This is a genomic window from bacterium (genome assembly GCA_016699125.1).
Taxonomy (GTDB): Bacteria; Babelota; Babeliae; order Babelales; family Vermiphilaceae; genus AWTP1-30.
This window is the reverse complement of record CP064961.1, coordinates 741,045-754,822: the sequence shown is the minus strand read 5'-3', so window position 1 is coordinate 754,822 and position 13,778 is coordinate 741,045. Positions and strand designations below refer to the sequence as shown.

Annotated in this window: 14 protein-coding genes and 1 tRNA gene; 5 read left to right on the top strand and 10 right to left on the bottom strand. The window is 36.9% G+C overall.

Annotation, left to right across the window (positions count from 1 at the left end):
* Nucleotides 1-112 precede the first annotated feature (112 nt).
* Nucleotides 113-1,648, bottom strand: coding sequence for a YifB family Mg chelatase-like AAA ATPase (locus IPG37_03630; GenBank protein QQR53523.1), 1,536 nt, complete (start codon nt 1,646-1,648; stop codon nt 113-115).
* A gap of 130 nt (nt 1,649-1,778) precedes the next feature.
* Between IPG37_03630 and IPG37_03625 the strand changes: the two genes are divergently transcribed.
* From IPG37_03625 to IPG37_03605, 5 genes are all read left to right on the top strand, one after another.
* Nucleotides 1,779-2,231, top strand: coding sequence for a hypothetical protein (locus tag IPG37_03625; GenBank protein ID QQR53522.1), 453 nt, complete (start codon nt 1,779-1,781; stop codon nt 2,229-2,231).
* A 47-nt stretch (nt 2,232-2,278) separates the two neighbouring features.
* Entirely contained in the window at nt 2,279-3,190 is a 912-nt protein-coding gene (locus IPG37_03620; protein QQR53521.1) for a hypothetical protein, read from the top strand.
* 316 nt (nt 3,191-3,506) lie between these two features.
* A complete protein-coding gene (locus IPG37_03615) occupies nt 3,507-3,683 on the top strand; it encodes a hypothetical protein (protein QQR53520.1) in 177 nt (58 codons plus the stop codon).
* Nucleotides 3,684-3,823: 140 nt separating this feature from the next.
* Nucleotides 3,824-4,933 carry a hypothetical protein gene (locus tag IPG37_03610; protein ID QQR53519.1) on the top strand — a complete coding sequence of 370 codons (1,110 nt, stop codon included), beginning with the start codon at nt 3,824-3,826 and terminating at the stop codon, nt 4,931-4,933.
* A 28-nt stretch (nt 4,934-4,961) separates the two neighbouring features.
* On the top strand, nt 4,962-5,807 hold the full coding sequence (locus IPG37_03605; protein QQR53518.1) for a hypothetical protein: 846 nt from the start codon (nt 4,962-4,964) through the stop codon (nt 5,805-5,807).
* A gap of 294 nt (nt 5,808-6,101) precedes the next feature.
* On the opposite strand, the gene IPG37_03600 is transcribed toward IPG37_03605, so the two are convergent.
* The 9 genes from IPG37_03600 to atpE all read right to left on the bottom strand — a co-directional run bounded on the left by IPG37_03600 (nt 6,102) and on the right by atpE (nt 13,690).
* Nucleotides 6,102-8,093 carry a DUF4804 domain-containing protein gene (locus IPG37_03600; GenBank protein QQR53517.1) on the bottom strand — a complete coding sequence of 664 codons (1,992 nt, stop codon included), beginning with the start codon at nt 8,091-8,093 and terminating at the stop codon, nt 6,102-6,104.
* A 112-nt stretch (nt 8,094-8,205) separates the two neighbouring features.
* Nucleotides 8,206-8,282 (bottom strand) — tRNA-Arg (locus IPG37_03595).
* Nucleotides 8,283-8,349: 67 nt separating this feature from the next.
* Nucleotides 8,350-9,528: a metallophosphoesterase gene (locus tag IPG37_03590; protein QQR53516.1), complete on the bottom strand. Its 1,179-nt coding sequence runs from the start codon at nt 9,526-9,528 to the stop codon at nt 8,350-8,352.
* A complete protein-coding gene (locus IPG37_03585; GenBank protein ID QQR53515.1) occupies nt 9,525-10,397 on the bottom strand; it encodes a hypothetical protein in 873 nt (290 codons plus the stop codon). Before IPG37_03585 ends, IPG37_03590 begins: the two co-directional genes overlap by 4 nt.
* Nucleotides 10,398-10,461: 64 nt before the next feature.
* The gene (locus IPG37_03580) at nt 10,462-11,961 is read right to left on the bottom strand and encodes a F0F1 ATP synthase subunit alpha (protein ID QQR53514.1); all 1,500 of its coding nucleotides are present in this window, start codon (nt 11,959-11,961) and stop codon (nt 10,462-10,464) included.
* 10 nt (nt 11,962-11,971) lie between these two features.
* Entirely contained in the window at nt 11,972-12,526 is a 555-nt protein-coding gene (locus tag IPG37_03575; protein QQR53513.1) for a F0F1 ATP synthase subunit delta, read from the bottom strand.
* A 2-nt stretch (nt 12,527-12,528) separates the two neighbouring features.
* Entirely contained in the window at nt 12,529-13,014 is a 486-nt protein-coding gene (locus IPG37_03570) for a hypothetical protein (GenBank protein QQR53512.1), read from the bottom strand.
* A gap of 9 nt (nt 13,015-13,023) precedes the next feature.
* Nucleotides 13,024-13,404, bottom strand: coding sequence for a hypothetical protein (locus IPG37_03565; protein ID QQR53511.1), 381 nt, complete (start codon nt 13,402-13,404; stop codon nt 13,024-13,026).
* A 19-nt stretch (nt 13,405-13,423) separates the two neighbouring features.
* On the bottom strand, nt 13,424-13,690 hold the full coding sequence (gene atpE, locus IPG37_03560; protein ID QQR53510.1) for an ATP synthase F0 subunit C: 267 nt from the start codon (nt 13,688-13,690) through the stop codon (nt 13,424-13,426).
* Nucleotides 13,691-13,778 lie beyond the last annotated feature (88 nt).

The window sequence follows — 13,778 nt, the reverse complement described above, 5'->3', positions numbered from 1 at the left end:
CAAAAATTGATAATATCAAGCCAGAAGCTCAGTTCTCTGTATCAAATAGACTTAAAGGGAGGTTTTTGTTTTTCAAACTGTAAAATGTCAACCCCTGTGACCGTTACTTCATTCAAAGCTTTTCCATAAATTTGTCTAATGATCGATACATGATCGCTTCCTGAATATGTGCAACGTCAATTTGCGGTGAGCTTTCAAGGTCTGCAATGGTTCGGGCGACTTTTAAGAGCTTGTGATAACCTCGCATACTTAAGTTTAACCGTTCAAACGCATTTTTCAAAAGTTGCCGGCCTTGTTCGGTCACAGTACAGAACTCATCAACGTGCGATGAAGTCATCTGGCTGTTAAAACACATCTTGTTGTCAAACCGTTTTTTCTGATTTTCAGTTGCAACTGCTACTTTTTGAAATAACTGTTCAGAACTTGTATGCAAAACAGAGCTGTCCTGAATTGTATCATAACTTACATTTTCAACATAGATCTGCAAATCAATTCGATCAAGCAGTGGTCCAGAAAGTTTTTGTAAATACCGTGCAATCTGATTTTTTGAGCAGACACATTCTTTTGTCTTGTCTCCAAAAAAACCACAGGGACAGGGGTTTAATGCAGCAACCAGAAGAAATCCGGCAGGAAACTGTATCGATTGTTGTGCCCGTGCAATATTGACCTCTTTGCTTTCAAGTGGTTGGCGTAATGCTTCCAATGTTTCACGTTTAAACTCAGTTAACTCGTCCAAAAAGAGTATGCCATGGTGAGCAAGACTTATTTCGCCAGGTTGAGGAAACGATCCTCCACCGATCAGTCCCGCTTGCGAAGTGGTGTGATGTGGACAGCGAAAGGGTCTGTGGGTAATCAAAGGTTGTTCTAACAGTTTGCCACAGATCGAATAGATCTTACTCGTTTCAAGCATCTCATCAAAACTCATTGGTGGCATGATCGATGCTAACCGTTTTGCAAGCATCGTTTTTCCAGCGCCAGGTGAGCCGATAAAAAGGATGTTATGTCTTCCGGCAGCAGCAATCTGCAATGCCCGCTTTGCAACTGCTTGTCCTTTTACCTGCGAAAAATCAAGTATGTGGTCTGTTTTCGTTGGCACATAGGTTTCGCTTGTTTTTACGGGTTGTGGTGTCTGTTCACCGCGCAAGATCGCCACAAGTTCGGTGATATGTTTCACAGCTAATACCTCAATGCCTTTGATGAGTGCGGCTTCCTGTGCATTTTTTTCAGGGACTATAATTCGCCTTTTGCCCATTTTTGCCATGTCATACGCAATTGCCAAAGCACCTTTAATAAAACGGAGGCTCCCATCTAAAGACAGTTCGCCCAGAAACACTGTTTCTTGCAAAAACTGTTTGTCCACCTCAAGCTGTTCGGTTGCGATTAAAATTCCCAGTGCGATCGGCAGGTCAAAAAGTGTTCCCTCTTTTTTTAAATCGGCTGGTGCCAGGTTGACGGTAATCTTTTTTGCAGGCAGGCGGCAGCCGCTATTTTTCAATGCGGCCAAAATCCGTTTGCTACTCTCCTTAATTGCCGTGTCGGGCAGTCCAACAATATAAAACTGTACGAGTCCAAATGCGACATCGACTTCAACTTCTACCAGATGTGCTTGCGTGCCTATGGTGGTTGCAGAAAGTACTTTTGTATGCATGTAACTGTTCCTACCGGTTTTTTTAATGTGTTTAGCTTGAAAAATGTATTTTAAAACAAGCTTAATAAACTTTAAAAATAAAGCAATTTTGCCAAATATAAAAACTAGTTTTTGCAATACAGGGATAGTAATGGGACTTTCTATGAAAACGAGTGAGTTTATAATGACGTTCATTGAAAAGCCTCGGTTTGAAGGCACACTTAATCAATTATTGACAAATATAAATATTCTGATATGCTTTTTATTAAATGGTAAAAAGGGGGGTTGTAACATGTTTTTAAGGCAGATAATCGTTTTATGCTTATTTTTATCCTCTTGTGACATGCCAGCGATGTTTTCAGCACTGTCAAAGCAGTTTAAAATAGCATTTTCTAAAAAAGCTTTGCCTGTGTCTTGCCCTTTCAATACAAAGGTAACGGTGCCGTCAAAAATGCATAGCTTTCACACATCAAATTCGCAAAAACTAACAACTGCTATGCAGAAACAAAGAGTTTATAAACCCTTTTCTGGGCATGTTGATATGCAATGTAAAAAAAAATTATTACAACTGAACAAAGTGCCAAACAGTTTTCTGACGACTTAAAAACGTCTGACTCACGACTTTACAAAAAGCTCAAAACATTCAAAAACATGCAAGCATTAGTAGATTATGTATCTGATCAAGAAAAAGCGGCGTTTGAAACATTAATCAATGAAATTGAAAAGCGATCAGGCCTTTTGTATACACAAGCACAAAAAGATTTTGCACAGCAATTTGCAACTGATGTCGATTGTAACGTACTGTGCAATGCAATCAAAAATGGTACTGATACAGCAGATGAAACAGGTTTATATCAGCTGTTTTTGAACGTTAACGGTATCGATTGCAATAGCCAATATCACGCTATGACTGCGTACATTAGAACTCTTATTGCAAAAATGGGCTTAGATCAATATGAAATTACACTCTTTTATTCGAATAATCATTACGGCTCTGTAGCGGCAATGTGCGATCTATTCAAATATATCAGGTTTGACCTTTCTTCAGTTCAATCATTTCCCAATGAGCAATGGCCTGAACTGGCATGGGTTGCGGTGCATGAACTATCACATTTTTATAACAGGGACAGTTTGAAGCTTCAAGTTATTAAGTCGATGTGTAAAAAAATAAAAAGAAGTAATCCAACAATTGAAAAAAGTTTAGTTGAATGGCAGAGCTGGAATGAACATAAAGCGGATATATTTTTTCTTGATAAGCGATTTGAACGGTTTAGCCAAACAGAAAAATTAAAGCTATTAAAGCAGGCCAAGCGAACACTTATTCACCTTTTTCAGCTGGCTGGTACAAGTGAACCGGGGCAGATTGATTGGGACGAGTTACAAAATGACCGTGATAAAGCACATCCACATCCATTAAAACGGTTTGCATATCTTGACCATGCTGAGGCTCTATTGAAAGATGAGATACAGCAGCAAAAGAATGCTCGCACTACTTCATTTTTTCTAAGAGGGAGTCAGTTGCCAGTTGAATCGAATGGATTGCTTGGTAAACAAGAACTGTAAATAAGGGCGGCGCTTTTACCATGTTGTTTGATGAATACTAGGTTTTTCGTATGTGACTCCTGAAAAAATAATAGACAAATAAATAAAAACAGATATATTTTTTTCTAACTTGTCTATCGACGTTATTTGTTAAATATTTCAATTTAATTTTTTTTAAAGGACTTCTATGTTGTATCAAAGGTTAATTTTAGTATGTTTGCTAGGTATCTCAAATATAGTTTTGGCTGGCAGAACAGGTGGCGAGTATACCAGCGAGAGAATAGCACGAGGTTTAGTGCGGGCTGAAACACAAAGCTTACGTAATGATCTGCAACAAATGGATCAGAGACTCGAGCAAATTGACCAGAGACTTCAACGAATGCAGAGAGAAGCACTAACCATCCGTCCCATACAACACATAGCCATCTTGGCTGCTGGAACAGTTGGCGTTGCAGGATTAGTAGCAATACAGCAACAGAGACAAAACAACAACCAGCCTTGTACTATTTTGTAAAAAATGCAATTTGCGTAAACTAAAGCTTGATAAAAAAGCAGCGCAGCCAAATGCAAAATTGACAAATTTTAGCAAAAATGTAGACTTAAAAATCTAGTTAACTCATTTGTGGTACCTTCAAAAAGACTGAAGAAAGAATCATGATCACTGTAACCCGTTTACTTTTTTTTGTATCCCTTTATCTTCCATTGCTCACTTACACCAAGCTAGAAACCCTTGAAGCCATTGAGCACTATTTGCACCAGAAAACACAGATAGCTCTTGAAAAGCTAATGGCCGCCTTTCCAAATGTGCCTAGGCAGGAATGGGACAAAACCTTTGAACGCATCAAAAAGATAAAAGAGCTGGTTACTGCAGACCTTGCAATTCCAAATAAATCAGAAGGTGTTTCTGATGGTTCAGTATTTCCAAATGATACTCCGTATGTGTATGAAAACCTACCTGCACAGATTAAAAAGTGCCTTGCAGATCGGGGCATAAATCCAGAAAAGGTTTTGTTGGAATTTGGACCAAGCTATTTTGCTGCTGCTGCTGCAACGAAAAGCAATTATGTTTATGAAAATGATACATTGAAATCGCATCAAGCATTTATATGGGTTCCCCAAAAGGAACTTTTTGACGATGAGTTTGGTCATCGTATATATCATGGGCTGTGGTGGCACATTCTGAGCTTCAGACTTTTACAGTTTAAATTTGATCTTTTAACCAATGCCAAACGATTCCACCTTATCGAATGGATCATTCAACATGAAATTACTCATATCAACCAGATGCATAGTATTATCGAGACAGAGGTTCTTAACACGATTCGAAAATATTACGCTATGACTGCAATCGAAATTACGCAAGTGTATCTTGACTATACAAAAACAGATGAATATGTGGCATACCTGGTGCCTTGTATTTTGTATCCGAATCTAGCAAAAGCAGCGCTGCAGTATGTTTCGATTGTAAAATTTGCTGAGAATCTGTTTAAAAAAATGAGGCTTGATTGGGCTATAAAACCGGCATACTCTGTAACACACCCAACTGATAGTCAGTTATATCCCTTTCTTAAAAAGATTGTGGCTATTCACGAGAAAAATGGTCGTTATAAAAAGGAAAAAAACGTTGCCGAAAAGATTATGAAGCGAACTGGAAACAAATGGGTCATGATTAATACACTCTTCTCTGGTATTAGTTTAGCATTCGGGTTCGGATATTATTTTACTCTGAAATACCTGTTACATAACAGTAAATGCTCGTCATAATATGTCTTAAAAAATAATAATGAGTTTGATGAATTATAAAAGAAAAACTGTTTTGTTAGTATTGCTTGCTTTTCCACTGCTCAATTGGGCAGAGCCGGAGACATTTGAACCTATTTATACATTTCTTAATGAAAAACACTGGGCTGCGCTTGAACAGTTGAGGGCCACATTCCCAAATGTGCCTGCGGATGAATGGGAGTGTATATTTGAGCGTATCAATAGGTTACAAAAGTTGATTGCTGCAGACCTTGCAATTCCAAATGAATCAGAAGGTCTTTGTTGCGGCTCTGTATTTCCAAATGATACTCCGTATTTGTATGAGAACCTGCCTGCATACGTCCTAAAATGTCTTAAAGATCGTAAAATTAATCCAGAAAAGGTTTTGTTAGAATTTGGTGCAGGTTGTGCTGGTTCTACTGTGGCGACGCACAGTAGATATACTTTTGAAAATGATACGTTAGAATCTCACCAAGAATTTATGGCGTTTCCATCGAAACTGTCGTTTGATAAGACGGTGAGGAATCACGTAGATGCAGTGGATTGGTTGATCAATTTCAGGCTTCTTTCACTCTTTAAATCGCGATCTGATGCTTTAACGAATTGCAAAAACTTTCATTTCATTGAATGGATCATCCAGCGTGAAATTACTCATATCGCTTTTATGCATCATAGTGCAAAAGCAGAAATCTACAGAGGAATTCGCAAATATTACGCCATGACTGCAATTGAAAATACCGCAGCTTATTTGAACTACTGCAAAATATTGGAATATTATGCTGATATTGCACCCTGTATTCGGTATCCTGATCTTGCAAAAGCTGCATTTCAAAAAGTTGCTTTATGGACGTGGCTTGAAAGGTTCTCTAAAAAATAAGGCTTGATCGAATTATAAAACCAGCATATTGCGCAACGCATCCAACCAATCGCCAGCTCTATCCATTACTTAAAAAAATCGTAGACATTCATGAGAAAAATGGTCGTTATAAAAATGAGAAAAATGTTACAAAACGGATCATTCAGCGGATACGAAAGAATTTTATAAAAACTTACGTACTCGCAGCTTTCGTGGGTGTGGTATGCGGGCTTGGGCTAGATTTTTTATCAAACATGGTTAAGAGATAGCGGACAAAAGTTTGGCCAAAGCTTACATGGATTGAATGTTCCATATTTAATCGCCTGTTTTAGCCTTCTGCTGAAATGTGTCATTAGTCATTGGATTTTGAAGCACTGGTGATAATGATGATGCCATTGCTGCCGGATCGCCTGACCATGTAAGAAATCCTTGCCCCTTCCAATACTCGTTTCCAGGAAATGAATTACCATCCCATGCGTACGCACAAACCTGTATTTTATTTTGTTGATCTTCAGGCGTAGAAAATCTATTTGATGACGGGTTTAATGTACTGCATATAATGTTAGTAGAACCCCAAAGGCCACAATTTATTTTGAATCCTTTATCCACAGTTTCTTTTTTAAGTAATTCTTCAGAGTTATCAAAGATCTTTCTGTTTAATTGAAACTCTTCAAACGTGCTATCCCATCCCATGTATCCAAAAACAAGATCTGAAATCATCTTTTTCTCTTTGTTCTGTTCAAACCATTTTTTATAAATCTCTATCTGAATACATGTGCCAAGCAAGGTAAGTGTGTTAACCGTTGTTTCAGTATCTTTTATGTCAAAGTATGTATTAATGAAGCTTTTAATCTTTGATTCTTGAGGTATATTTTGCAATTGGCAAGAGGTTGAATCCCCTGGAAGTTTTGTCCAGGTCCCCAAACCAAGTCCAACGGTATAAAGAATAGCCTGTTTTTTTAGACTTTGCGCAGTTTTCTCTACTTTATCTAAAAATGGCACAATAACAGCTTTAATACGTTTTTCATAAAGTGATCGTGAAAAAATAATCTGTTCATCACGATTTTCCTGCCATGGATTAAGTACAATCAAATCTTCCTGCTTTGGGTTTTCGTTTAAATCATCGCATGCTTGGTCAAAGGTTTTAAATGGTGTTTTCAACTCATAAAAGTCTTCAAAAATCTTGTTCAATGCTGCTTCTTTGCTTCCTTCGTTTCGCTTGTTACCATACCCATTTTCCGTTGTATTTTGTTCTTTGGTGATTATCATATGACGATATTCAAGGTTATTTGCTCTTTCAAATGATGGTCCGACCAGCCCTGCGTGATAACCTTTTGTAATGCAATTATCATTTTCATCAAAGTTCGCTTTAAATTCTGCCTTGTTTGATCGTGCCCCATCATTGATAAAAAAAGTGGGACCAAAAACGGACACAAACGGAGATAGGAGCTGCTCCTCGTCGGTGATATAATCTTTTAATGGGTTATAATCTTTTTTGAATCGAGCAATCACAGCTGGATCATTGTCAGTGCGTTCATATTGAGGGTCTTTGGCTCTGATATACAATGCTCCAAGATTCCACAGGTACGTTAGATTTCTTGCTTCAAAAAGCCGAAAAATCCATTCTTTGGATGCTTTATTTGTAAAAGTTTTGAAAAAGTTTTTTTCCTCGTCAGACCCATATCTCTTTATGTACCCTAAAAAGTCCGCAATGAGATCATTTAGACGATTGTCATAAACAAGTTCTTGCGCCTTGTACGCGGCCACAAAATCTTTTTCAAATTGAGCGCTTCGATTTTCTGGGAGTTTTTTCAAGTATCTTTGCGGATGGTTATTCCCCTGTAAAAGATCATTGATGCCAGATTTTTGAATCGTTTGGATGATAGCATTGAATTCTTTTGTTGATTGGGGAAGCTTTGCGAGTCGCTCCTGTTCTAACCGTTCTGCTTCTTGTTCGTCTTTCTGTTTTTGTTCTTCTGCTAACCGTCGTTCTTCAGCTAGCCTTTGTTGTTCTTGTGCTTCTTTTTCTTCTTTTAATTGTTGTTCTTGTTTTAGTCTTTTTTCTTCCAGTTGTGCTTTTTTTAGTCTTTCTTGTTTCTGTTGTTCTTCTTGTTGTTGTTTTTGTTGGTCTACGTTTACCACTTCTTCTATTTCAGTTTTAACAACTGGTGGTTTTTTTTGATTATCAGAATTTTGGCTAAAGAAGATGGACAGAGCGACCACTCTTATTGTCCTGGCAACAGTTGTAGCAGCGCTTCCGATAAGATTGCCAACAGATGTCAAAAAATTTATAAACCCTTCAAACATAACATTAAACTTTCTTTTTCTTAGTATCTAGTGGCCAACCTAACAGTATTTTAGAGTTAAAGTCAATACTGCATACGCGCGATAGGTTCTTCATTGATATTTACACAACAGATGGTGTGCCTGGTAGGATTTGAACCTACGACCTACAGATTAGAAGTCTGTCGCTCTATCCAACTGAGCTACAGGCACAGATACAGTACGGATTAGTATAACAGAGGTGCAAAAATATACAAATGTAAGTTTGTTTACTATTTCTTTACTGAACCATAACCGATTCAAGTTTGTCAAAGGTGGTAATTTTGGTAATGCGCAGCTCATGTAACCCTGGTTGAACTACGCCATCTTGTCTATGTACATTTGACGGTGCGCCATATAAATTTGAAATCAATGGCGGCACAGTGAAAATATTGGCTTCATCGTCAGAAAAACAGTTGCTGTTGTTTTCAGAAAGCCAATGCGAATAACCATCCTTTATGATATTCTCCATGATGGTCATGGTATCATTGTAGTCATGTCTGTCTTTGTCTATTTTGTGGCTGTAGCAATGTTGATGACCTCGAATCATTGCTTTGATGCTAAACTCAGCGCCATTAATCGTGCAACGCTGTTCTTTTCGTAAATCCTTTATCATCTGCTCGTTACATTTGATCTGTGGTCCACCCTTGGCTGTATATTGAAAAAAAAGGTTTTCGTCATTTTTTTCTAAGCTGCCCCACAAAAAGCTTACAAAAGAAAACCAGGGCTCAGTTGCTTGAGCGTTTTTCATTTTTTCAATTGACTCCTCATTAAAGTATGTACTTTTGTATTCTTTATGTTGTTTTATTTCTGAGCTTTGATCATTGAAAATGTTATTCGAATATATTTCAAATGCTAATCTATTTTCGCCACGCTTGATGGCATGCTCAAACAGTGCTTTTGGATGGTATACCGGATCAGGTGCTGCATGAAAAAACTGTAATACATCGTAGTTATTTTTGTTTTTCTTCAAAAGATAAAGACAGACCATTTTCGAAAAAAAATTATCAATTTTATTGAGCAACCTTAGTCCTTGGTCTGTTGGTGTTTTATCTTCAAAAAGGGCTGGCATGCGAGCCTGAAGTTCATTTACAAATGACTCGGATGTCCAACCATTAGAGTTCCAACCATTAGAGTAGTGAAAAGAAAGGTCATCGTGGTTGCCTCGCAGAACTAAAACAGATTCTTCTTTATTGACGGCTTTAAAATGGGATAGAAAAATGAGCGTTTCGATAGTATGCCAACCCTTATCAACAAGATCTCCCATAAGAATGACTTTATGTTTTGCTGGATCTTTTAATTTCCAATTTTCATCCATTATCCCTTCTTTTATGAAGTTTTGCATAATGCTTTGTATCGATTCTGCTGCTGCGTGTACATCTCCAATAATATGCAAGGTGCAATCTTCAGGTATAATCATCGCGCCGATATGTAGATTTTTATGATTTTCACATTGCTTTTTTTAAAATAATTCAAATATTTTTGCCATGAAAATCTGTTGTTTATCCCGGCATCCACCCAGGCCTCATAAGTCATTATTGTACCATTTTTGAATGTAGACTCAGCTTTCTCAAGGTAACTATGTAATATCGTATCGATAGTATCATTTCTTTTAAATGTGCGCATTGTCAGATTAATTGCGTTATGTAATGTATCTTTCTTTTTTTCATACTCCGGTAATAGTAAGCTTCTTGCTGCACTGTTTTTTTGTTTTGTTAATTCCCCGGAAATTTTGTCAGTAGCTTTTTGAATGCTCAAAGCTACGTCTTTTAAACGGCCAACCTTTGTGTTACATACTATTGGAAGCTCATTTAGTTCTGCAAGTAGTTTTTCAAACTCGCTCCACTTTGCTTGTGGATTATTTTGATCATCTTGAGATGTGTTAGGAGGGTTCATTAATAGGTTTATGGTTTTATCAAGTTGGGATTTTAAGGAGATGTACTGTTTTTTTTGAAACAAAATATAGTTTAGATGATTTTTTATAGTTTTGTAGACAGTCTCTTGATTAATCATCTGTTTGATAACAGTTTCAAAATCCTTGATATTCGATTCTGGCAGCTGATCTTTCGTGTCTGTTATTGCTTTTACTTTTGGATTGGTAATCGCTTGTAGATATGAACGCAATATTATTATAGCTACGACTCCAACTCCACAGTACAAATTTTTATGCTCATTGAGCTGTTGTATACAAAACGCAAGCCATTTTTGATGATCAAATTCAGATGCTTTGACCTGCATAGCGTGCATCATCATTAAAACAGCCAAAGTTAAAGAACGTTTTTTATTCATTGCTGTTACATCAAGCTTTTTAGATATGTAAATGTAAACTAATATGTTAAAAATACTGACAATTTTACATATTGACAAATATTTTGCAAAACTCTTGTGCAACGGTCCCAAGGTGTTGTTGTGTTTCGTGTGAAACGTCCGCTGTCCGCTCGATGGTATCATAGATATTTTTGTATACCGATTTTACGTAACTGACAAACTGTGTTGCAAAATTATGTGCCTGTTTTGGATCAATCGTATCTAAAACGTTCTCTTTTAATAAAAAAAGCTGTAGTGTACTGTCAACAAATGAATAGGTGCAGTGCTCGCTCTGCTTCAAAAGTTCAACGATCAGTTTGCCGCGTAAAAGCTGTTTGCGTGATACTTCGTCAAGTTCAGTGCCAAACTGTGCAAAGGCTGCCAGGTCATGATATTGCGCAAGTTCAAGTCTGAGTGCACGAGTCATTTTTTTAATCGCATTCGTTTGTGCTGCTCGACCGACACGTGAGACTGAAAGTTCTGTGTTTACCGCTGGAAAAATACCTTGATTAAAAAGCTGTGTGTCCAAAAATATCTGTCCATCGGTAATTGAAATGAGATTGGTTGGAATATAAGAGGTGATGTCATCCCCTTGGATCTGGACAATCGGCAGCGCTGCAATAGATCCGCCCCGCTTTAGTTTGCCTGCACGTTCCAATAATCGGGAATGTAAATAGAAAACGTCTCCTGGGTACGCCTCGCGTCCTGGTGCTCGTCGTAGCAGCAAAGACATTTCACGAAAAGCGACTGCATGATTATTCAGGTCATCGTAGACAATCAAAACGTCTTTACCTTGATCTCTGAAAAATTCTGCAATTGTGCATCCAACATATGGTGTGACATATTGATTCAAAACGGCATCGCCTGCTTGAGCATTGACGATAATGGTATACGCCAATGCGCCTTGTTGTTCAAGTAATGTTATGGTACGTGCTACATTCGCCTGTCTCAAGCCAATTGCAACATAAATACAGATAACATTTTTGCCTTTTTGATGCAAAATAGTATCAATAGCAATCGATGTTTTTCCGGTGCCTCTGTTGCCGATAATGAGCTCTCTTTGGCCTTTTCCAATTGGAAACAATGCATCGACGCTTAATATACCTGTTTCTAACGATTCATTAACCGGCGAACGGTCTATAATTCCTGGAATTGCAGCTTCAATTGATCGCCATTCATCTTTTTGAATTGCATGTCCACCATCGATCGGTTCTGCAAGTGCATTTAAAACACGGCCCAGTAAATGCTTTCCTACACCTATCTGAAACACTGTTCCGGTTCGCTTGACTACTTCAAGTTCTGCAACAGGAATTGTGTTTGAAAAGAGAAAGATTGCGACTGAGTCTGATTCAAGTTGAAAGACCATTCCTGTGTTGCCACCTTCAAAGGTAACAAGTTCATTTAATAATACATTGGTTAAACCATGAGCTCTGCAGATATTATCACCAACTTTAATAACAATACCTATTTCTTCTAAGGTATCTTCAGGCAGGTTCTGCAATGCCTGTTCAAATAAAGAACTTAAATCTGTTACCTGAATTTCCATTGTGTATCCCTTATTTTTTTAAAGTGGTTGTAAAGGAGTTCAATTTTTTTCTGATAGAACTTTCCCATAAATGTGTAGCGCTTTGTGCTCGAATACCTGCAATAAGATCTGAATCTATTGACCAGTGACATACAATAGTTTTGCCTGTTTTTTTTTCAAAACTCTTGATCAGCAGTTCGACATTTTCTTTATTACAGGAGTGAGAAGTTGTAATATTCATATGCATACTATTTTCACTTACGTGAATCATTGTTATGATTTTTTTTAAAATATGTGGCAAGAGCTCTAGTCTATTTTTTTGTATAAGTAATTTACCCAAACTATTTATATTTTTTGGAAGATCGTAGGTTTGAACGATAAGTTCAACAGCTTTTGCTTTTATGCTTTCGTGATTTTCAAAAAAGACGCCAAATAATGATAATAACATATGATTTTTGGAAATATTTTTAGTTGCTTTTTCAAATTTGATGCACAGGGCTTCATTAAGAAGTGATCGATCTGAAGTTGCAATATAGGCTTGTGCATAAAGATTAATCAACTGAAATAAGGAAGAAGTTAATTGCATCATTATTCTTTCGTGGCTATCTTTTGAACTAACGAGTTGAGATATGTTTTGCCATGTTCAAAATCTTGAAAAAATAGCTTTAAGTCAATCTTTGCTTTTTCAATTGCAGCCAGTTGCAATGTTTTATATGCAGTATCGAGGGCGCATTGTTTTAAAAAGCTCTCTTTTTGTAACAACAGTTTTTCAGTTCTTTCGTTTTGTTCTGAAAGCGACGATTGATGTGCTTCTTTTGCACAACTGTTCCAAAATGAGACTTTCTGTTTTAGCAAGGTGAGTGTTTCAACTTCTTGGGATATTTTTTGTTTTAAATCTGTTTCTTTTGTTGCAAGTCTTTGTAAGACTTTTTGAAGTCTTTCCTGTTCTGTTTCAACTGATACAAACTCAGATTTTAAAGCAGGTAAAAAATACTCTATAAAAGTGAAAAAAATAAATCCAAAAATTGAAAACATACTAATAAGTTTAAACAGAAGATCTGCCATATTTTCCATTGTAAGACCCTATTGAGAACCATCTTTTAACTTGCTAACAACCTTTTGTGTCAACATCTGAATATGCAATTGAGCAGTTTTTTCGGTAATCAGTATGCTAGGTTGCTCACTATTGTCTTCAATGTTTGTCATTAAAATTGGAGATAGCTTGTCTATAAGTGGCTGGTTAAAATTACAATATTGCCTAAAATCCTGCCAATGTAACTGTTTTTCGTAATAAATCTGTGCGATTGCAGATTCAATATTGGTGATCATATAAGAAAGTTCAAGTTGAGTTTTCTTGTTGACTGCGATCGCTTTGATGAATGGTTGCAATAAAATATATTTCAAAAAAATAAACGTTATCCAGAAATTAAGCATTTGGATAATCACTGTGAAGTTTATATTCATGAAATATTCCTTGATAATTTTAGGCCATATTTTTACCTGCAAACAACAGAAGAAGTGCAACTAGTAGGCAATAAATTGCCGAAGTTTCTACCATTGCCATTGCTATTAACATGGTAGTTCTTATTTTTCCGGCTACCTCTGGATCTTTTTCTTTTGCCAGTCCTTCACATGCTTTCATGCCAATTAAACCTTGGCCCAAAGCAGGTCCAATGCTACCAAGTCCCATTGCAATTGCTGATCCTATGAAAGCTGCTGCTTTTGCATAAAAAATATTGTTGACATCCATGAAAATCCTTTGTTTTTATGAGGCTTAACTCATATTGTACTCCAAAAATAATGATTATTGCAACTGGCTTTTTGCTTTTTTTTAAATT